This window comes from Megasphaera sp. NM10, assembly GCF_000417505.1.
Classification (GTDB): domain Bacteria; phylum Bacillota; class Negativicutes; order Veillonellales; family Megasphaeraceae; genus Megasphaera; species Megasphaera intestinihominis.
The window spans coordinates 19507-39856 of record NZ_APHY01000002.1; the positions used below are offsets into that span (position 1 = coordinate 19507).

General features: G+C 56.0%; 18 protein-coding genes. 1 reads left to right on the forward strand and 17 read right to left on the reverse strand.

Going from position 1 to position 20350, the window contains the following annotated elements; all coding sequences use genetic code 11:
* Window positions 1-98: 98 nt before the first annotated feature.
* The gene (locus NM10_RS00365) at window positions 99-860 is read left to right on the forward strand and encodes an HAD family hydrolase (RefSeq protein ID WP_020309644.1); all 762 of its coding nucleotides are present in this window, start codon (window positions 99-101) and stop codon (window positions 858-860) included.
* A 52-nt stretch (window positions 861-912) separates the two neighbouring features.
* Here NM10_RS00365 and NM10_RS00370 read toward each other — a convergent pair whose 3' ends face one another.
* The 17 genes from NM10_RS00370 to NM10_RS00445 all read right to left on the reverse strand — a co-directional run bounded on the left by NM10_RS00370 (window position 913) and on the right by NM10_RS00445 (window position 20346).
* A complete protein-coding gene (locus tag NM10_RS00370; RefSeq protein WP_020309645.1) occupies window positions 913-2064 on the reverse strand; it encodes a toxic anion resistance protein in 1152 nt (383 codons plus the stop codon).
* A 9-nt stretch (window positions 2065-2073) separates the two neighbouring features.
* On the reverse strand, window positions 2074-2805 hold the full coding sequence (locus NM10_RS00375) for a 5-bromo-4-chloroindolyl phosphate hydrolysis family protein (protein ID WP_335340734.1): 732 nt from the start codon (window positions 2803-2805) through the stop codon (window positions 2074-2076).
* Window positions 2806-3018: 213 nt separating this feature from the next.
* Window positions 3019-3933, reverse strand: coding sequence for a lysophospholipid acyltransferase family protein (locus tag NM10_RS00380; RefSeq protein ID WP_020309647.1), 915 nt, complete (start codon window positions 3931-3933; stop codon window positions 3019-3021).
* Between the two features lie 12 nt (window positions 3934-3945).
* On the reverse strand, window positions 3946-4977 hold the full coding sequence (gene lpxD, locus NM10_RS00385) for a UDP-3-O-(3-hydroxymyristoyl)glucosamine N-acyltransferase (protein ID WP_020309648.1): 1032 nt from the start codon (window positions 4975-4977) through the stop codon (window positions 3946-3948).
* An 18-nt stretch (window positions 4978-4995) separates the two neighbouring features.
* Window positions 4996-5415 (reverse strand): OmpH family outer membrane protein, encoded by a 420-nt coding sequence (locus tag NM10_RS00390; protein WP_020309649.1) that lies wholly within the window; start codon window positions 5413-5415, stop codon window positions 4996-4998.
* Between the two features lie 16 nt (window positions 5416-5431).
* Window positions 5432-6367: a hypothetical protein gene (locus NM10_RS00395; RefSeq protein WP_020309650.1), complete on the reverse strand. Its 936-nt coding sequence runs from the start codon at window positions 6365-6367 to the stop codon at window positions 5432-5434.
* Between the two features lie 9 nt (window positions 6368-6376).
* A complete protein-coding gene (locus tag NM10_RS00400; RefSeq protein WP_020309651.1) occupies window positions 6377-6925 on the reverse strand; it encodes an OmpH family outer membrane protein in 549 nt (182 codons plus the stop codon).
* Window positions 6926-6946: 21 nt separating this feature from the next.
* The gene (locus NM10_RS00405; protein WP_239639535.1) at window positions 6947-8227 is read right to left on the reverse strand and encodes a hypothetical protein; all 1281 of its coding nucleotides are present in this window, start codon (window positions 8225-8227) and stop codon (window positions 6947-6949) included.
* Window positions 8228-8245: 18 nt separating this feature from the next.
* Window positions 8246-10468, reverse strand: a complete 2223-nt coding sequence (locus tag NM10_RS00410; protein ID WP_020309653.1) for a BamA/OMP85 family outer membrane protein — start codon at window positions 10466-10468, stop codon at window positions 8246-8248.
* Window positions 10469-10484: 16 nt separating this feature from the next.
* Window positions 10485-11084, reverse strand: coding sequence for a hypothetical protein (locus NM10_RS00415; RefSeq protein ID WP_020309654.1), 600 nt, complete (start codon window positions 11082-11084; stop codon window positions 10485-10487).
* Between the two features lie 168 nt (window positions 11085-11252).
* Complete coding sequence (locus tag NM10_RS14305) at window positions 11253-11663, reverse strand: sigma-70 family RNA polymerase sigma factor (RefSeq protein ID WP_020309655.1); 411 nt, start codon at window positions 11661-11663, stop codon at window positions 11253-11255.
* On the reverse strand, window positions 11579-11887 hold the full coding sequence (locus tag NM10_RS14310) for a hypothetical protein (protein ID WP_239639536.1): 309 nt from the start codon (window positions 11885-11887) through the stop codon (window positions 11579-11581). Before NM10_RS14310 ends, NM10_RS14305 begins: the two co-directional genes overlap by 85 nt.
* A gap of 242 nt (window positions 11888-12129) precedes the next feature.
* Complete coding sequence (locus tag NM10_RS00425) at window positions 12130-16416, reverse strand: translocation/assembly module TamB domain-containing protein (RefSeq protein WP_020309656.1); 4287 nt, start codon at window positions 16414-16416, stop codon at window positions 12130-12132.
* Between the two features lie 154 nt (window positions 16417-16570).
* On the reverse strand, window positions 16571-17809 hold the full coding sequence (locus NM10_RS00430) for a TolC family protein (protein WP_239639539.1): 1239 nt from the start codon (window positions 17807-17809) through the stop codon (window positions 16571-16573).
* Window positions 17710-18333 carry a type I secretion protein TolC gene (locus tag NM10_RS00435; protein ID WP_239639537.1) on the reverse strand — a complete coding sequence of 208 codons (624 nt, stop codon included), beginning with the start codon at window positions 18331-18333 and terminating at the stop codon, window positions 17710-17712. The genes NM10_RS00430 and NM10_RS00435 overlap by 100 nt, the downstream gene beginning before the upstream one ends.
* A gap of 28 nt (window positions 18334-18361) precedes the next feature.
* A complete protein-coding gene (locus tag NM10_RS00440) occupies window positions 18362-19597 on the reverse strand; it encodes an MlaD family protein (protein WP_020309659.1) in 1236 nt (411 codons plus the stop codon).
* Entirely contained in the window at window positions 19594-20346 is a 753-nt protein-coding gene (locus NM10_RS00445; protein ID WP_020309660.1) for an ABC transporter ATP-binding protein, read from the reverse strand. Before NM10_RS00445 ends, NM10_RS00440 begins: the two co-directional genes overlap by 4 nt.
* Window positions 20347-20350: the final 4 nt, after the last annotated feature.

The following is a 20350-nucleotide window of genomic DNA, read 5'->3' on the forward strand; positions in this document are numbered from 1 at the left end:
AAAGGACCCCTTCTGTCAATGGCAAAAGGGGATTTTGGGAGAAATTTATATATGCTATAATAAAGAAGTTTCTTAATTTTCCGAGAAAGGATAGACTCATGACGAAAAAATACTTTTTCTTTGATATCGACGGGACCCTGGGCCTGGGGATCTCCAGCATCATCCCGGCAGACACGCTGTACTGCCTGCGCCGCCTCGTCCAGAAAGGCCATTTCATCGCCATCGCATCGGGCCGCCTGCAGCACGATACACAGACCTTTGCCGACCGCTACGGCATACCGGCCGTCGTCGCCGATGGCGGCAACAGCCTGTCCCTGGACGGGAAAATCCTGAAAATGACCGGCCTGCCCCTGGAGAACTGCAAAGCCCTGCTGCGCGACCTGACGGACCGCCACTATCCCTGGGCCGTCGTCACGGACAATACCATCAACCGCTATACACCGTATGCTGATTTCCCCCACGACGACCCGCGCAATTACATGGAAACCGTCATCCGCCCGGTCCCCATCGAAAATCTGACGGCCGTCTATAAAATCATGTACGCCCGGCCCCAGCGCCTCGAAGACGAACCGCCGACATACGGCCTGCCCCACCTGGAATACATCGACCACACGTACCTCATCGAACCGACCGACAAGAGCCGCGGCATCCTGCGTATGCTGGACCTCGTCGGCGGCCGCCCGGAAGATGCTGTCGTCTTCGGCGACGGCATGAACGACATTTCCATGTTCCGCAAGCCCTTCTTCTCCATCGCCATGGGCAACGGCCGGGATGAGCTGAAAGCCCATGCCGACTACGTCACGGGCGACAACGATAAGGGCGGCATCCTGGAAGCCTGCAAAAAATTCGGCTGGCTCTAAGGGATAGTCCGTAGTTTGTAGTCTGTAGTTTGTAGTCTGTAGTTTGCAGTTTCTAGTTGTGGCCGGCGCCTTTTAACAGGGCTTCCCGCAGGCGGTCTTCGATCTGGACCAGTTCGGCTTCGGCGGCCTGCCGCTTCTGCCGTCCTTCCTGCTGGATGCGCAGCGTATCTTCGATGGTGCTGATCAAATCTTCATTGACCTGCTTGACCGTTTCGATATCGACGATGGCCCGTTCATTTTCGACGGCCGTATCGTGGGAATTCTGCTTGAGCATGGCGGCGTTGCGCTTGAGCAGTTCATTGGTCGTATTAGACACAGCCTGCTGCATTTCCAGGGCTTCTTTCTGCCGCCCCAGCCCCAGGGCCAGGACCATCTGGTTCTTCCACAAGGGGATGGTGTTGTAAATGGCACTCTGGATGCGGTCGACGAGGATCTTGTCGTTGTTCTGGATGATGCGGATCTGCGGTGCCGTCTGGATGGCAATGGTCTTGCTGATTTTCAGGTCGTGGACCTTCTTTTCAAAGCGGCTGACGGAATTCTTGAAATCCTGGACGACCTGGACGGCCATGGGATTATCTGAAACCTGAGCCTGGGCTTCCAGTTTGGGAATCGTCGTCAAGTTCAGTTCCTGTATCTTTTCTTCGCCAGCCTGGATGTAGAGCTGGAGCTGTTTGAAGTATTCCAGGTTCTTATCGTAGAGGCCGTCGAACATGGCAATGTCCTTCATGAGGGTCATTTTCTGGCTGTCCAGGCCGGCCTGTATCTTGTCGATCTGGGCGGCCAGCGTCGTATAGGACTGGGTCAGGGCTTCTTTTTTCTTGAACAGCGAGCCGACGACGGGCAGGCTGGCCAGGAAGCCCTGGTCCTCGTCGTTTTCGTCTTCAAAGGACTTGACCCGCTTGACCAGGTCGTTGAGCAGGTCACCGGCTGCGGCCGGGTCCGTACTCTTGACCGTCGACAAGACGCTGTCCGAAAAGGTGGCGATATTTTTCTGGGCGGCGCTGCCGTACTGGACGATGGCGTTGGAATTGACCAGGTCGATGGCATCCTTGATGGTGTCGACCTGCTGCCGTTCTTCCGGCGTCAGGCTTTCGACCTGGGCATTGAAATGAGCTACTTCGTGCTTTTCATCGACGGCTGGCAGGGCTTTCTGGCTGTCGGCCTGCTTTTTCTCTAAAAGGTCATTCAAATTGATATCGGCCATAGTATCTACCTACTTTCTTTTTGTATTCAAGAACTGGTCGGCTAAATCGATGATCGTCCCGACCAGGTCATCACTGCGCTTGGCCTGCGGTTCCACCTTGGGCGGTTCCGTCTGGATGCCGTCAGCGGCCATGTTCTGCTTCATGACCTTCATTTCGGCGTCGAGGTCCATGAGCTGGGCATTGAGGACCTTGGAGAACTGGTCTTCATAGGCTTCGTCGAACTTATCCAGGAGCTGCTTGATCTCCCATTTCGACTGCTGCACTTCCTGCGCTTCAAGGCCCGTCTTTTCCAGCTCCTGGTACTTGCGGACCAGGAGCAGGGCCCGGTCCTGGTAATAATCGACGAAGCGCCGGGCCAGGCTCATCCGTTCCGGATGCTGCTGCAAGTAGGTCAGGAAATTCTTGGCAATGCCCTGCATCTTGCGCAGCTGTTTCCGCAGTTCGTCGTCATCGACGTGCTTCATTTCTTTTTCAATGGCGTTGAAATCATCGACGGCTTTGCTGAAGAGCTCGTCGTTCAGCTTGTCCACTTCTTCGTTGCCGCTGGAAAATTCCAGTTCCGGCTTGAACTTCTTCTTATTGCGGCGGTGAATCCAGTAGAGGATGAAGACGCCGAAGACGAGACTGAACGTCCCGGACAGATGACCCGTAGCGAACCAGTTATAACTGGGAACGGCAAAACAGATGATAGCGATGAGATATAAGAAAATATTCACGATCGTCCCTCCTAAGTGAAGAATGTCTTTCCTTAATCATAGCATTTTTCGCCCCATTTGTCGTGGATTGTAAGGCAAAAAAGAGGCTGTCCCTGAAGACAGCCTCTTTTTGAGTATTAAGTTTGCAGTTTGTAGTTTTTAGTGAATGGTTTTAAATTTAGAGCCATTTTCTACAAACTGCAAACTCCGAACTACAAACTACGAAGTAATAGTGACTACGCATGATGGCATAAGCCTTCATACGCCAGCCCCCTTTTCAGCTTGTTTTATTTTATACCGTTTAGTCCATTTCCAGCGATTGTGCAGCCAGAACCAGTCTTCTGGATACTTGCGGATATGGGCTTCCAGGCGGTCGTTGAGTTCCTGTGTCGTTTCGTACATGATGCGGTTCTTTTCCTCTTTCGAGAGCTTGTGGTCCGCTGTGTACGGCTTGATGGGCGGCAGGACTTCGACGACGTGGTGGTACGGCCGGTCTTCGTGGATGAAGGTCGACACGATGGGGTAATTGGCGATGCCGGCCATCTTGGCCGGTCCGTCAGCCGTCAGGGTGTCCATGCCAAAGAGTTTGACCATGATGCCGGTATAGCCCGGGTCCTGGTCCATGAGCAGGCCGATGTAGTGGCCGTCGCGGAGGAAGCGGACCATGTCGCGGATGCCCGTCTTGTAAGTGACGTGCTGCTTCATCATGGCCCGGTACTCGTTGATGAAGGTATCGGCGCTCTTGCTGTTCTGTTCCTGAGCAACGGAGATGAGGGGATAGCCATTCATGGCCAGGACAGCTCCCAGGAGTTCCCAGTTGCCGGCATGGGATGCCATGAAGACGGCCCCTTCGCCGCTGGCTTTGAGTTCGTCCAGGTATTCCTTGCCGTGCCAGGTAATCTTTTCGTCGAGCATCTCCTTCGTATAGCGCGGATACGACAGGACTTCGATGATCATGGGCCCGAACCGGACCGTACTGGCCTTGGCGATGGCCATGGCCTTTTCCGGATCATCGGTCAGACCGCAGTCCAAAATCTGCTGCTGGGCCAGGACCTTGCGCTTCTTGGGAACGAAAGTCCAGAAAAAGGCACCTAAAAAGGTGCCTAGGGCCCGGCGACAGCCTTCTGGAATGTGGCAGATGATCCAGCTCAGACATTTCATAAAGGTGTACATAGGCAAATCCTCTTACTGTTGTTCTAATTTCTTTTCCAGTTCAGCGATTTTTTTCTGCAAGGCTTTGACGGTCTTGGCCATTTCCGGCAGGTGTTTCAGGTAGACCTGGGTACGGCTCCATTCCATGTGAGGCCGGATGGGGAACCCGGCATAGACCTGGTTGCCCTTGACATTGCCCGTAATGCCCGATTTGCCGGCAAAGACGGCATTGTCGCCAATGGTGATGTGGCCAGTGCAGCCGGTCTGACCGGCAAAGATGACGTGATTGCCGGCTTTGGTGCTGCCAGCGATGCCCGTCTGGGCGATGAGGAAACAGTCTTCACCGATTTCGACGTTGTGGCCGAGATGGACGAGGTTGTCGATTTTCGTCCCCCTGCCGACTTTCGTCGAACCCAGGGTTGCATTATCGAGACACGTGCAGGCGCCGATTTCGACATCGTCGCCGAGGGTGACGTTGCCGATCTGCGGGATCCGCGTATGCTTGCCCTTTTCCGTAGCAAAGCCGAAGCCTTCGCCGCCGATGACGGCGTGAGCCCGGATGACGGCGTTCTTTCCGAGGACGCAGTTTTCGTGGATGACGGCACCGGGATAAAGGACCGAACCTTCGCCGATCTTGACATTATCGCCTAAAAAGACGTAGGGATAAATCGTCGAGCCCTTGCCGATTTCGACGTTCTTGCCGATGACGGCATAAGGCATGATGGCTACGTCTTCGCCGATAGAGGCGCTGCCGTCGATGATGGCTGTCGGATGGATGCCCGGCGTGACCGACTGGCGGGGATGAAACAGCACGAGGAGCTGGGAAAAAGCCAGGCGGGGATTTTCTACGACGACGAGCGTATTATCTCCGGCAGGAACTTCTTTTTCGACAATGACGGCACCGGCATGGACCTGCGGCAAATATTCCGTATACGGATCGACGGCAAAGGTAATGTCCTGCAGACCGGCTTCGGCCAGGCCTTTCACGTCTTCAATGACGGCGTCACCCTTGCCGATGACCGTGCCGCCCAGCAATACTGCTAATTCCTGTACTGTTTTCTTCACGATATACAACCCCTTTTTTTACTGCAATTTGGCAATTAAATCGTCGGTTACGTCGATGCCGCCGGAAGGAACGGCTTCTTTGACGACGATGATGCCGACATTTTTATCCTTGGCGATGTCGCCTAACTTGCTCTGGATGTCCGACATGAACTGACGCTGCATGCTGGCGCCGAAAATATTGAGTTCCTGCTGGGCCTGCTGCTGTTTCTTCTGGAAATCTTCAGCCGACATGGACTGCTGTGCGTCCTGCAATTCCTTTTCGATGGATTTCTGTTTATCTTCGGTCTTCTGTTTATACTGCTGGACCAGGGGCGCTTCTTTCTGTACGCGCGACATGTCGACGACGCCTACATTATCTTTTCCGCCACAGCCGGCGAGCATACCCGTCAGGGCCAGCATTGCGGCGACGATTCCTAAGCGCTTCCAAACTTTTTTCATTGCTAAAAGCCTCCTGTTATGCCAACTTGGCAATAATATCATCGGTAACATCCGTAGCCGTGCCGATGCCTTCGTAGTTGGCGAAGATCATCTCAAAGCCCTGTTCCTGGGCGACATCGGCGGCTTTATCGCGGATATCTGCCATAATGGCGTCTTTCACATCTTTCATTTCTTTTTCTTTTGCATCGAGTTTATCTTTCCATTCCTTGTTCCACACAGCCGGTTCCGGCCGGTCCTGCAAGACGCCCAGCTGCTGCTGGAAGACCTGCTGGTTGTCTGCCTTGCGTCCTTCCAGGTCTTTCTTGACCTGCTGGGCGTAGTCATCGAGCTCTTTCTTGGCCTGGGCCTTATCCGGTGCCATGAGGGCCGCGATTTCATCGGCTGTCCGGTTGGTCACCTGGACGTCAGCCTGGCTGCCTTTGAGCAAGGTTTGGAGCTGTTCCTCTGTCGCTGCCCGTTCTTCTTTAGACAGGGACAGGGTCTTCAGCTTCAACTGGAGATTGACGATTTTCAACGTGTCGGCCTGGGAAATGACAGGCGTCGTCTTCTTCTTTTCCTGGACGAGCGAATCATACCGCTGTTTCAGCCGGTTGTTGAGCTCGTTCTCCTTGAGGGCGACTTTGGCCTGCAGTTCCTGGTCGAGGGCTGCCGTACCTGCGGCGTCGGCAGCGGCAAAATTCTGGACCGACGTCCCTTCGGCAGCAGCTTTCTGGGAATAGTTCCACTGTTCAAACTGATATTGGGCAACCATAGCGTTGTATTCCAGTTCTAAATGGTGATACTCGCTATAACGCGGGTGGCTCATGACGACGTGTTCCAGGTCTGCATAGGCATAGACCGGCGTCGCAGCTGTCGACGGGGCCGGCTGGCTGCGGTGGCTGAAGAACCACCAGCCGGCGAGGAGACAGACCATGAGGACCGCGGCACCGGCTGCCGCATATATCCGTTTCATAAAGACTCCTTACTGGTTACTGCTGCTGGAGCTGTCCGAACTGCTGGAGCTGTTGGCGCTGCTGTCGGAGCTGCTGGAACCAGAGTTCTTGTTCAGTTCTTTAGCGACCTGGTCGGTAATATCCGTACCGCCATAGAGGACGACGCTCTTGTCGACGACGAGGCTGAGGCCTTTGGTCTTGGCAACATCGCTGACAGCCGTGTCGACTTTATCTTTGATGCCTTTGAAGATTTCCTGGCGTTTCGTAGCCAGTTCGCCCTGCATCTTCTGGAAGAGCTGCTGTTTCTGCTGGTCGTCCATGCCGGCCGACTGCTGTTCAAACTGTTTCTGCATGTCTTCGCCAGCCTGCTGGAGCTGTTTCTGTGCCGCAACGGCGTCCTGATTATCAGGAGTGATGATCTTGCTCGTATCGACGACGCCGATGTTGCTCGACGGAGCCGCATTGACAGGGTTGCCCGTCTGCATGATAGCCAGGCCGGCGACACTGAAGACGAAGATAGCTGCGATAACAGCCGAAAAAATCTTGATATTGCGTTTCTTACCTATTTCAGACATCATAATAAAACTTCTCCTTTTGTATTACAAATAACCGATAATCCGGAGCCAAGCATCGTGGTCGGACACGATATATTCCAAACCGACATAATCATCGACGCGATAGTGCAGGCCGACTTCGGAATCGTCATGCGTCAGGTCCCGGTCGTAGCGCAAGGTCCACCGCCCGCCTAAGGGCTGGCGCAGCCACAGGTGCTGGCTGTCGTCGAGGCTCTCGAACTGGTATCCCGCCTGTGTTCTGCCGGCAAAGCGGTAAAAGTAGCCGGGAATGAAATTCCAGTCCAGCGAAGACGGCATGAACTTGACGGCGCCGTAGATTTCGTGATGACTGCCGATCTTGCGGCCCAGATGGGCCATGAGGACCGTATCTTCGTCGCTGCTGTGGTCACGGGCGGCGTCGATATAGGCTCCGCCGCGGATGTCATAAAAAGCCGTCTTCGACGTAAGGTCGATGGTCGTATCCTCACCGAGCGACAAGGACGGCGTCACGTGAAGGCCGTAGTTCTTGACGACCCACTGACGCTGGACGTCTTCCTGCAAGGCTGCGGCGATGTCCCGCTCATGGCGCTTAACGAAGGCGACAGGCAGGCCGTCCAGTCCGGCGTAGTCCCGTTCCAGATGGTTGCGGGCGCTGAGGAAGATGACCTTGGGCACATCATCGCCCTTGATGGCGACGCGGACGTTGCGCACGACAGGCAGCTTGGGCAGCATATAGACCGTGACGTCTGTCTCGGGCCCGCCGTGGATGACGATGTGCGGATAGAATTCCGGCACCCGGTCTTCCAGTTCATTCTCCAGGACCGACTTGACGGCGCCGTTAGCCCAATCCAGGGCATCGACGGGCAGTCCCGTGAGCAGGCTCTCAGCCATATCCCCGGCGTGTTCCAGGTCCTTATCGACCAGGGCCTGGCCCATCGCCGGCAGAGCGCCGTAGTCGATAACAAAGTGGACTTTGCGGATCGTATCGCCCCAGGGGCGGATGCGCACATCCAGGTCCGTCCGGCTGCCGGGATGGATGGCAAGGGATTCCACCGTATAGCCTATGAGGACGCGGTTGATGATATCGTTGACGGTTCGCTCGTATTCTTCATGACGGCTGACGATTTCCCCGCTGTCGTGGTTGAGGAATATGTGGTTCCCTACAGTTTGGATGCTGGCAGCAATGCGTTTCTCGACTAATGGCGGAATCGCCTCCTCTACGGAGGCGACATGGACCGTCACTTGGTCTACCGATGCTGCTGTAGCACTACTAAGACTAGCACAGACGGCAAAGACAGTCAATAAATAAGTGCGGATCTTCATCATCCACGACCTTTCATCGTCTTAGAACTTACCGCCAAAGCTGAAGTGGAACTTGCCGCCATCCTGGCCTACGCCGTAATCCAGGCGGATAGGCCCGATCGGCGTGGTGATGCGGAAGCCGATACCACCGGAATAATGGAGTTTATTGTTTTCATGGTACCAGGGGATGTTTTCTACGCCACCCCAGGCATTGCCCACGTCGGTAAAGACGACGCCCTGGATCTTCTTGGCAATAGGATAGCGGTATTCGACGGTCGCTTCGTACATCTTGTTGCCGCGGAATTCATCGTCTTCATAGCCGCGCAGGTTGTCGGCACCGCCGAGGGTGAACAGGTCGTTGTAGGGCATATCACCGGTGGCGATACCACCCATGAGGCGGACGGCGATGACGTGGGCCCGGCCAACTTTATAGTACAGGCGGTTTTCGGCGATGAATTTGAAGTAGTCGAAGTCGCCGCCCATGCCGTGGCCAGCCCAGGTGCCCGTAAAGGACAGGCGCTTGCCTTTCGTCGGGTCGTAGACGTTGTCGCGGTTATCGAAGACGTGGGACCAGGTCAGGCTATTGGTGCGGCCGAAGTTCTTACCCAAGTAATCCATTCCCGCAAAATCATATCCTTTATTATCAGGGTCTTTTGCATCGTTTCTATAGTTAAACCCGCTATCGTGATCGGTGTATTTCGTCCGCTTTGTTTCCAAAGTGACGTAGTCGCTGACGTATTCGCTGCGGACACGGCCGTACGTGACGTTGAAGCCATTGGTCCGGCGGTCATATTCAGCGACGGAATTGCCCTTTTCATCATAATCGTCGTATTCCGATTCGCGGTCGAAGATGCTGAAGCCGATGGAGTCGCCGGCATCGTTGAGGTACGGATGGGTATACGAGAAGATGTAGTTCTTGTTGCTATCCGTGTTGCCGCCGAATTCCCAGCTGATATTGGCCTTATCGCCTGTACCACGCAGGTTCGTTTCAGCCAGGCCGAGGATGCCGACCAGGCCGTCGGAGTCAGAGTAACCGGCACCGATGGTGACCGAACCGGTCTTCTGTTCGGTGACGTCGATTTCAACGATGACGTCTTTGGGATTGCGCTGGCCCGGCAGGAGGCGGACGTTGACGTCTTCAAAATAGCCCGTGTTGTAAACACGTTGGATACTGCGGCTGGCAGCGTTCTTGTTGAAGATATCGCCCTTCTTCATGCGCAGTTCACGCATGATGACCTTATTCTTGGTCTTGGTATTGCCGCGGAGATTGATATTTTCGATGCGCGGTTCAGAAATGGCAATGTGCAAAACGCCTTCGTCGTCGAGGCGGACATCGGAGACGCGGCTCATCATATAACCGGCATTGGCAAAGGCCGTGTTGATATTGGCTACGTCGTGGCTGACGACGGCGGTGTTGAGCGTCGTGCCCGGCGTCGTGGCGACGAGTTTCATCAAATCACCTGTACTGAGGGATTCGTTGCCGACGATGTCGATTTTCTTGACGACCGGATTCATCTGGACCGTATAGTTCAGGGAAACGCCTTCCGGTACAGTCGTAAAGGACGGCTTGACCGTCGAGAACAGGCCCGTCGCCCCGATGACGTTGAGGTCGTGACGGATGTAGTCCATGTTGACGGCATCGCCGACGCGCATGGCCAGCTGCGGTAGGAGTTTCTGTTCAATCTGGGCTTCCGGTACGGGGCCGACCGTAACGGAAGTGGCTACCTTGTCGACATAGGGTTTCAAGTCGGCATCGGTAACGGCTTCCCCATAAGGCAGGACCACGTCCTGGCCGGCCTGGATGACGGCCAGGGGATAGCCGGGGATGGACGTATCAAACTGCATGTCGCTGGTACCGCTCATGTAGCTGACTTTGTCGCCCGTAATCTGCGGCGTCGTATCGACAGGAGCCGGGTTGAGGATTTCATTTTCCTTGTGGACGGCTTCTGCTGTTTCCTGCTGAACTGCAGCCGGACTCTTACCAGCCGCAATGGCGGCCAGTTCTTCTGCCGTTTCATAGCCCGTCAGGCCCGATTTAGCCGCTTTCATGGCATCGGCTGTCGTTTCATCATTGGGCGAGGTTACGACCGTATTGACAGCTGTTTTCTGGTCATCCGCCGGAGCAGCTGCCGAGCCAGATGTAACCGTCTGGCTGCCCGACGACTCATAACCTGTTGCCGCTGTCGTATCATCAGCCCAAACAGGGCACGTCATCATCGCACTGGTTACCATCAGGGCGAGAAGTTTTTTCTTCCGCATATTCATAAAAATCCTCCATTATCTATTTCGTAATACCTGTACCGCGCAAGGTATGACGTGCTTCTTGTACAGTAGCTTGTATCTGGCGGTCCGACAAGACTGCCTTCCTTGCCACCCGTACCGGAGCCGCTGCTGGCGGTTCCGGTACGGCTGCAGCCGTCGCGGCTGGCTGCACAGGCGGTTCGTCTCCGGCAGGAGCTGCTGGCGGCGCAGATGCTGCCACCGGTGCTGGTCCTTCCTGGACAGGGGGCTGCACGCTGCCTGCCGGGACCGGCTCGGCCACAGGCGCAGCCGTATCCACCGGGTCCCGGTCCGCTTCATTCCCTGCCGCCGTCTCCTGGACGACGGCCTCGACGGCCGGTGGCCGTTCTTCCGGCCCGGTCAGGCGGAAGGCATACCAGCCGCCCAGCGCCAGGAAGAAGGACGTGACCATGGCACCGGCCCGCAGCCAGTTCCTGCTGACTGGATGGTGTTTGCGCAAATTCTTCATTTCCGCTTCGGCCAGCATCAGATTGAGTTCGCCCTTGATATCGGACTCTTCATCAAACGAGGCTTCGGCCTTTTCCAGCCAGGACCGGACGGCCCGGACCCGGTGAACTGTATCGCGTTGGGAATGTTTCATACAGCCTTCTCCTTTCTGCCTAGACGAATACTCTTATAAAATCGGCAAAGGCCGTATGAATTTATACCGGCAAAAAGGCGCAAAAACATGCCATAATCTATATTTTACAGCATTTTTCGATTATTTTCACCTAAAAACGGGTCAATTTTAAGAAAATGTAAAAAAATTTTAGTGGCGGCTCTCATGGATGAACCGGCTGAGCATGCCGCGCACGCGGCGGATGCCCCGTTTCTGCAGGCGGTAGACGTAAGGCAGGCTGACGTCCAGGCTCTTGGCCAGGTGCTTCTGCTCCACGTCGTTCAGGTACACGCCTTCGACGACGGCCTGTTCCTTTTCGGGCAGCCTTTTCAAGACGTGGCCGACCTTTTCCAGCAACAGCTGGCGGCTCGTGGCTTCGACAGGGTCCTGGCGCTCATCGCAGAGCGTATCCTGCAACGTCACGCCCCGTTCATCCGGTTCGTCAAGGGATACGGCGCTGACGGCGCCTTCGCGCTTCAGATAGTCCAGGATGGCCCCGCGGATGCGGTGGACGGCAAAGAGCGGGAAGGCCACGCCACGGCGGTAATCATAGCGTTCCACGGCTTCGATGAGGCCCAGTGTCCCTTCCTGCAGGGCGTCGACAGGATGTCGCGATGGATGTGCCAGCGCATGGCCTCTTTGAAGACCAAGGGCTGGTACTGCTCGATGAGGCGGCTGCGGGCCTCCAGATTCCCCTCGTCCTTATAGGCCTGCCACAGGGCCCGTTCTTCGTCGGGCTGGAGCAGGGTGATGTGCTGTAGTTCTTTCAGATAATCGTCTAACATGGCCTTTCACCACCTTTTCATTCAAATGGAATTCACACATATATAGGGACGGGCGCCCCACGTGGGCGCCCCTACAAAGGCAATGGCGTATCCACACATATACAGGGATGGGCCTGTGTCCCATCTGTAGGGGCTTGCACGTGGCAAGCCCGCTTCAGGACATGTTTCCTTCCCGTTATTCCTGTATGTATGGCGTCCTGCCATCAATCCCCGGATGCAACGGCATGACCCCATATACGGAATCAAAACGAATACTTATAGACACCGCCGATGAAACTGTCGTCGTCGGACGTCCAGGCGTTGACGCTGAACTTGCTGCCCAGGTCATACATGAAGCCGAAGCGGTCGTCGCCGTGGTTGATGCCGAAGGCCGCCGTGACCATGAAGTCGTTGAACAGGTATTTCCCCATTTCAATGTTGTAATAGTTGCGGCCCACATCGGTATTCTTATCATTGAGGTTCAGCGAGCCGTTGGTGACGGTGAGCATATCCAGAGACAAGGCCTTTTCCAGGCTCTGTGTAAGGCCCAGGCTGTTCAGGGTCATGCGGATGCCCGATCCGAGGAGGCTGTCCATATCTTCCTCGCTGAGGGAGCTCTGGGGGCGGCCGCCGCTGTTGCGCAGGGTAATGAGCGATACGATCTGCTGCTTCGTCAGGGGCGGGTCGGAGCGGAGCATGAGGTCCATGTTGTCCGCCTGACCGCGCAGGGTCAGCATGACATTGTACTGGCCGACGCGGCTGAAGCCTTCAGCGTCGACATAGGGCAGGAAGGAATCATACCGTGAGAAATCGGCCTTAGCCTTGGTCACGCGGAAATTGGTGTCCAAATAATGGACGGTCCCCCGCGTCGCTTCAAAGCGGCCCGACGGATGGGGATGATTGAGGTTGCCCTGGAAGGTGACCGATCCATTGACCATCAAGTCGTACAGAGCCAGATTGTACAGACGGACCTTGTTGCCCAGGGTCAGGGTGAAATCCAGGTCCAAATCGGGCCCTTCACTGCTGCTGGCCAGAGCCAGGGGAATGTCGACAGTCGTATTGTCGACCTGCATGAGGCCGCTCACTTTAGGCCGCCCGTCGCCAGGCGTGACGTTGACATAGCCCGTGATGGGACCGTCGTAATAGGGGCAGTTCAGATAGAGGCCGGAAAAATCAGCCGCCAGGGAATACGAATCTAAGCTGCGGCCACTCCAGGCGGCTTTGCCGTCAAGGCTGATGCTGCCGGGATTCTTCTTCCCTTTCTTATCCATAGTACCGCTGCCGCTGAGGACGGCCGAACGGCCTTTGAAGGCCAGGTCAGCATTGATGTTGGCCAGGGGATAAGCCGTGTCCTTGAACTTGATGGTGCCGTTCTTGACGGCAATATCGCCGTTGACCGTCGGTGCATCCAGGGTTCCGCCGATTTTGACGGCCCCCTGGATGGGACCGTCGGCTTCGGTGACGTAAGGCGTCAGGAAAGTCAGGACATCGAGGCCGGCGTTATCGAGCTGCAGCGAAAGGTCCATGGATTCGCCGGTCTTGCCGCCAGACAAGGCGCTGACGGGAATGGTACCGTGTGCGCTGACCTTATAGGGGTCGCGGCTGCCGCTGGCCTGCTGCAAAGTAATCAGGCCGTTGCGGATGTTGAACAGGGCATAAGCGCCCGTAAAGGAAATGCCGTTGGCCGTGCCGCTTCCCAGCTGGGCCGATACGTCGGCCTGGAGGTCATCGCCTGTACCGCTCAGGTCAGCGGCAAAGTCGATAGGCGCATCGACGACGAAGTCTTTATGTCCCAAAACGTCGGTCAGGGCCTTGGCCGGGAACTGCTTGGCAGCGACGGACAATTTCACCGGACCGTGCAGGGCATACGTCCCCTGGGCAGCCAGGACGCCGCTGCCGATGTTCAGGGCCATCTTGTTGATGGTGACGACGCCATTTTCCATCTGGACGTCGATGTCAGCCGGTTCGACGGCCTGGCCGCCGAAAGAAGTGTCACTGATGGTCCCCTTCATGGAGACCGTCGGGTTGTCACCTGTGCCGCTGATGTCGACCTGGCCATTCAGCTTGCCGGCAATATCCTGTACTGGCAGGGCCGCGACCTTGAGCAGACCGGCAATGTCGCCGTTGACGACCGTCGCCTGGCCCCGCAGGAGAGACGATTTCGTATTATACAATAAATTGCCGTCATACGTCCCGCCGAGCTGGGCGAAATGGAGGTCCGTCAGGCGCAGCATATTGTCATAATAGGCAAAATCGCCGTGGATATTGTTCAGGGCCATGTGGTTGATGACCAGATTGGCCGCCGTCAGTGAACCGGCTGCCGTCGGATTGTCCAGGCTGCCGCCGATATGGGCCTGGACGTCGAAAGATCCGCTGCGCGGCGTCTTGTTCTGCGGTACCAGGTGGGAAATATCGACGTTCTTCCCGATCAAATCGAGATTGAGCGTATCGCCGATGGAACCGGACAGGGCCAGGGATGCCGTGTAAGAAGAAATATCGCCATTCGAGAGATAGACTGTCCCATTATCCAGGCGGTAATCGGCGCTGACATTCTTATAGAGGTAGCCTGCATAGGATCCGCTGGTCAGGCGGAACGAGCCGGAAGCCGTCGGATTATCCAGGCTGCCGCTGAGGGTAATCGTATTATCGGCCCAGCCAGTGAGCGGCAGGTCTGCCTTGCCGATAGCCGGCAGGAGCTGTTCGATGCGCATATGCGCCGTCGTCAGCGATGCCTGTATCGTCCGGGCATCCAGGTCCGCCTGGCCGTGCAGGGTGTGGGTCCCATCACCGCGGCGCCAGTAGAGGGCCGGGATTTCGATGCGGCTGCCCTGTCCCCGGGCCGTCCCGTCGATGCTGTCGAAGGGGACGCCCTTGATCTGGCCGCTGCGGGCATTAAAGGCCACATCCCACTGCTGCCCGTCGATGTGGCCGGACAAATCGGCCGTCCCATCCATGGGAAGGGACACGAAAGGCGAAGCGGCGTCGAGGGGCAGGTCATGGCCGGTAAAGGACAGGTGCGGCGTCTGGCTGTCCACTTCATAAGAACCGCTGACGTCGATACTTCCTCCTGCCAGGTCAGCATGACCGCTGCGCAAGGTCATGACGCGGCCGTCATAGGCCACATCGCCGGCTGCCGAGTCGACAGTCAGGCCATTATAAGACAGGTCCCCTGCCGTCACGTGGCCTGTCGCCATAATCGAGTTATCCTTACTGTTGCCGGCTGCGTGGAGCGACGCCGACAGACTCCCCATGACGGCCACAGGCACGCCGGGCACGGCCGAGAGGTCCAGTCCGTCTACGTCGGCATCGGCTTCATAGGCACCGCTCTGGATGTCATAGACGCCCTTCCCGCTCAGGGAAGCGCCATAGGCCTGGGCCGTCAGTGAATCGATATCGAGCCGGTTCTGACTGTAAATCAAATCTGCCTGGGCTTTATCGACGGTATAGCCGTTATAAGTCATATCGTGCAGAGACGCTGTACCGCGGGCATTCACGTCCTGTGCCGTCCCCCAGACCGTCCCTTTGAAACCGGCTGTCCCGCTGATAGCAACGGGCAGATAATCGGCAAAGGCCGTCACGTCGGCTCCCTGAACGTCGACGTTCAGGTTGAATACCGGCGTGTCGCCGTTGGTTACAATAGTCCCGCCGACGCGGAAGTCCTGGCCGTTGACACGGCCTTCGACGTCCGATAAGGTAATATCTTTGCTCGTCAGGGCCGCATGGCCTTTCAGGCCGTCTACCTCGAGGCCCTGGACGGTGACGTGGCCGTCAGATACGTCGGCCTGGCCGGACAGGAAAAAGCCGTTGTGGCTGTCCGCGACGCGTACTTTGACGTTTTCGACGGTCCCGCTGCGGATGACGACATCGGCCGACGACGGGATGAATGACGACGCATAAGTCCCGTTGACGGCGTCGGCGCTGACGGTGAAATCATACTGGCGGTTCGAGGCATACCTTCCGTGAGCCGTCACCTTTTGCCCATCGACGGTCATGGACGCATCGATGGCCAGCGACGGATAGTCGGCAAAGGCCACGCTGCCGTTGACATTTTCTCCGGTGACGACCGTGCTGTCCGGTAATTGGGCGTCGATAGTCCCGTTGTGAACATTGATGGCCCCGCGGAAACCGGCATCGGTCGTACCCTGATTCTTCTTGATGAGCGACGCCACATTCCACGTGCCATCGTCTTCATTCTGCCAAAGATGCAGGACGGGGTCGTCGACATCGGCCGTATCCAGGGCCTGCAGGATTTCGCCCTGCCTTAGAGCCGTCATGATCTTGCCGGGATTGACATAGACCCGGACGGCATCGCCTTCGATGACGACCCGCCCTTGTGCATCTTTAATGACTGGCTTGGCCATGACCAGCTGGCCGTTCAGGGATATATCCAGTGAAGAAAACGACAAGGTCCCGTTCAATTTACTGTTTGCAGTTGTCGTAATCGCCTGGCCAGCCATCTGGGTCAGAGCCGGTTTTTCCATCCACAGGGCAATCCCTGCTGACAGGAAAAAGGCCGTGACGCCACAGGCAGCCATCCATTTTTTCTTCATAATCGAGCTCCGCATACAAAAAAAGAGAGAATTGCACGTTACAATTCTCTCTTTATTTTACCTATGGAGTTGAGGAAAATCAAGAAATAGATGACAAATAGGATATTTCCCTTGTAAATTGTTAAAAACCTGTCATCATCTCTTTAAGCCCTGTTTATCCCCGATATGTCGTCGCCGTCAAAGACGGATGGATGACACCCGATTCGACATCGACGCCCATGACCTGTTCCAGTTTGGCAATGCCGACGTTGTAGTCGTACAGGGCCTGGATATGGTTGACCTGGGCTTCGTTGAGGCTCAGCTGGGCATCGAGGACGTCCAGGTTGATGCCGACGCCGGCCTGGTAACGGATATTCTGGATACGATAATTTTCACGGGCCTGGTCGACGACAGTCTGCGTTTCTTCGACCTTCTGGGCGGCACTGCGGATGTTGAGGTAGGCCTGCTTGACTTCCAGCTGGACGGCTTCGCGGGTCTTCTGTTCCGTTTCACGGGCGACGAGGAGGTCCTGTTTGGCCTGGTTGACTTTAGCCTTCGTCGCGCCGCCGTCATATAAGCTGTAGGTGACGCCAGCAGCTACTTTCCAACTTCTCTTATTAGCATCAATGCCTGGGAAGGTGTTGTCAGCCCAATCATTACCGCCTGTAATGGCGACAGTCGGCCTATTGCCGGCATTGGCGATGTCGATGTTGCGTTCCGCTTCCTGGACGGCAATGGCTGCCTGGAGGACTTCCGGCCGATATTTCATGGCATAGTCCGTCGCTTCCTGGAGGGAAATGTTGTACGTATCGAAGGGCAGCTGATGGTCGGCCAAGTTGAGCTTCGTTTCCAAAGGCAGGCCGAGGATGTTGTTCAAGTTCGATTCAGCAATGGCAACGTTGTTGTCTGCCGTAATGGCCGTCGTCTTGGCGTTGGCCAGGGAGACATCAGACGAGAGGACGTCGACCTTGGCCTTGGTGCCGACGTTGTACTGAGCCTGGACGTTATCCAAGTGGCCCTGGAGGTTGTCGACGGCTTCATGGTAGACGCCTTGCAGTTCCTGATAAGCCAGGAGGCCATAATAGCCCTGGATAGCCGAATATTTCGTCGCCTGTTCGACGCGCAGGATTTCTTCTTGGGCATTGGTCTTGCCTAATTTAGCGACATCGATCTGGCCTTCAACGAGCCCGCCGGTATACAGCGGAATGTTGACGGAAATGCCATTAGAAAAAGCATTGCTGATACTATTGGCACTTCTAGCGCCACCACTTCCATAAGCACTGGGATCCATATGCAGACGTTGCATAATATCTCTCAGTGCCCGAGCCGTACCATTTGTCCCTGCACTAGCAGAACTTGCATATGTAGCAACATCCGTAGCCCGGCTGCGCTGAGCACCAAAGGTATAGTCGATAGTCGGCTTCTTACCGGCCTGGGCTTGATTAATGGCGTATTCAGCCTCTTCAGGGCGTACTGGGAATTCTTGATATCCCGGTTGTAATCGAGGGCCATCTGAACGGTCTTGGGCAGGTTCAAATCGACCGTGCCATTGGTCGGTACGCGGCCGATGACGATGACCGGATCGATTTCCTGGTTCTTCGCCCGCTTATCCGCTGCTTTTTCAGCACTCTTGGCGGCATCGTCAGCGATTTTCTGAGCCAGTTCTTCGCGCAGTTCCGGCGTAATGTCTACGGGCCGGACGGCGGCGGCAGCCTTCTTGGCTTTGGCTTCGGCCTTGGCGGCTTTCTTCTGCTGAGCTTTTTCAGCCTTGATTTCCTGCTGTTCCGCCTTGGCGCGGGACTGGATCGCATCGGCCTGCGCTAAGTCGACAGGACGGACAGAAGCCGTCGTATCCGCTGCCGAAGCGGCGGCGACTGCGCTTATGGTCGTAATCATCATGGCGATGACCAATTTCTTGTACAGTTTGTTGTTCATCATGGGTACCCCCGTTTATTTCTATAATCTGCTAAAAAGCGTAACTAATACCATAATAATTGCCACCGTCACTGCGACTCATGGGCCGCGTGAACTGGCTGAAGAGATAGAGATCCGGCGTCAGGCGGTACTGGGCTTTCAAACGGAAGCGCCAGTCATCGGGATCATAGCCTTCCAGGGACAAGCGGAAAGGCCCGTCCCGGAAGAAGTCCAAGCCGGCACCGAGGTCGCCGTTGATCAGTCCGGCCCGCGTGTCGAACAGGCGGCCGCGGCGGCCGTACTGCAAGTTGAGGTTCGTACCGTTGCCGATGTTCTCTGCCCCGACGAGGCCGAACGTATCGCCACGGTACACCTTAAAATTTACAGTGCCGCTGGTCTCATTCTTCGTCGTATTATATAAGAGTCCGGCTTCGCCCTGGACTTTGATGTCCGATGCGCCGCCGAGTATCTTATTCACTTTTGTTGTAATCTGGGCCGTATTATTCAGCGTCGTCTGAATATTGGCCTGGGTCTGCGGATCCGTCGTCATCTTTTCCATCGACTGGGCAATGATCTCGAAGCGGTCGGTGATCTGCTTCATGTTGGCCGCCGTGGCCCGGACGTTAGCTGAAGCCGCGCCATCGCCGTCGAGGTTCTGCATGGACGCGTTCATCTGAGCTGTCATGGCTGCCATATTAGCCGTAATCTGCTGGATATTGCCGGCATTGGCATCCATCATCTGGCTCGTCTTGCCGGTAATATCGTCGATATGCTGGATGGAACCGCGCATAGCGGCCTGCGTCTTTTCATCGCCGATGATGGCATTGATATTCTTGACCATATCGTCAGCACTGCCCATGAGCTTGCCGGCACTATCCATCATGTCATCCATGTTCTTGCTCTGTGTGCCATCGATGTAATCTCCATCAGCGAGAAGATGATTCTTGTCATTCCCCGGTGTAATGGCCACGATTTTTTCGCCGAGCAGGCCGTCCGTCGTAATCGTCACTTTGGAATCGCGGGGGATTTCCGTCCCTTTTTCCAGTTTCACGGCCACATCGACGCCATCGCGGGACGGTTTTACACTTTCAACCTTACCGACGTGGACGCCGACATAGCGGACGGAATTCCCTTTTTGCAGGCCATTGGCATCCTTGAATTCCGTATGGACGACAAAGCCGGGCTTACCAAAGATTTCGGCATGAGCCAGGGTCAGGACGACAAAGGTAAATAAGAGAACGCCGACGATGGTGACCAGACCGACTTTCGCTTCTGCACTCCACTTCATAGGCTATCCCCTCTTTCTTCTGGAAGACGCCCGCCGTGGATAAAGCGCTGCACTTCCTCATCATCTGTATGGGCAAAGGTCTTCTTATCGGCAATGAGCCGGAAGCGCCCGTCTTGTAAATAAGCCAGGCGGTCAGCGACATAGAAGGCCGAGTCCATATCGTGGGTGACGATGACCGACGTCGCATGGATCTGCTTCTGCATACTGACGACCAGGCGGTTGATATCCATACAGCGCAGCGGGTCCAGGCCGGCTGTCGGTTCATCGTAGAGGATGACCTGCGGGTCCAGGGCAATGGCCCTGGCCAGGCTGACGCGCTTCTTCATGCCGCCTGATAAATCGTTGGGCATCATGTCCTCGATGCCTTCCAGGCCGACAAGGTGGAGTTTCTCCTCAACGATGCGCTGGATCGTCGCTTCATCGTCTTTCGTATGCTGGCGCAGGCCAAAGGCGACGTTTTCGCCGACAGTCATGGAATCGAAGAGGGCCGAATACTGGAAGACCATGCCCATATGACGGCGCACAGCCGTCAGCTGTTCCTCATCAAAGGTAGTAATGTCTTCATCGTGAAAGAAGACCTGCCCTTTCGTCGGCTTCTGCAGGCCGATGATCAGGCGCAGGATGGTACTCTTGCCTGAACCGCTGGCACCGAGGATGGCCAGGGTTTCACCCTGATGGATATCTAAATTGATGTTGTCTAGTATGACCCGGTCGCCATAGGCGACGGTCACATTGCGAAGACGGATCATAGCA

Bases quoted from the DNA above. Each gene is read 5' to 3' on its own strand.
- NM10_RS00365 (WP_020309644.1), top strand. From the start codon at position 99: ATGACGAAAAAATACTTTTTCTTTGATATCGACGGGACCCTGGGCCTG.
- NM10_RS00370 (WP_020309645.1), bottom strand. From the start codon at position 2,064: ATGGCCGATATCAATTTGAATGACCTTTTAGAGAAAAAGCAGGCCGAC.
- NM10_RS00380 (WP_020309647.1), bottom strand. From the start codon at position 3,933: ATGTACACCTTTATGAAATGTCTGAGCTGGATCATCTGCCACATTCCA.
- NM10_RS00390 (WP_020309649.1), bottom strand. From the start codon at position 5,415: ATGAAAAAAGTTTGGAAGCGCTTAGGAATCGTCGCCGCAATGCTGGCC.
- NM10_RS00395 (WP_020309650.1), bottom strand. From the start codon at position 6,367: ATGAAACGGATATATGCGGCAGCCGGTGCCGCGGTCCTCATGGTCTGT.
- NM10_RS00400 (WP_020309651.1), bottom strand. From the start codon at position 6,925: ATGATGTCTGAAATAGGTAAGAAACGCAATATCAAGATTTTTTCGGCT.
- NM10_RS00405 (WP_239639535.1), bottom strand. From the start codon at position 8,227: ATGATGAAGATCCGCACTTATTTATTGACTGTCTTTGCCGTCTGTGCT.
- NM10_RS00410 (WP_020309653.1), bottom strand. From the start codon at position 10,468: ATGAATATGCGGAAGAAAAAACTTCTCGCCCTGATGGTAACCAGTGCG.
- NM10_RS00415 (WP_020309654.1), bottom strand. From the start codon at position 11,084: ATGAAACATTCCCAACGCGATACAGTTCACCGGGTCCGGGCCGTCCGG.
- NM10_RS14310 (WP_239639536.1), bottom strand. From the start codon at position 11,887: ATGTTAGACGATTATCTGAAAGAACTACAGCACATCACCCTGCTCCAG.
- NM10_RS00425 (WP_020309656.1), bottom strand. From the start codon at position 16,416: ATGAAGAAAAAATGGATGGCTGCCTGTGGCGTCACGGCCTTTTTCCTG.
- NM10_RS00435 (WP_239639537.1), bottom strand. From the start codon at position 18,333: ATGATGAACAACAAACTGTACAAGAAATTGGTCATCGCCATGATGATT.
- NM10_RS00440 (WP_020309659.1), bottom strand. From the start codon at position 19,597: ATGAAGTGGAGTGCAGAAGCGAAAGTCGGTCTGGTCACCATCGTCGGC.
- NM10_RS00445 (WP_020309660.1), bottom strand. From the start codon at position 20,346: ATGATCCGTCTTCGCAATGTGACCGTCGCCTATGGCGACCGGGTCATA.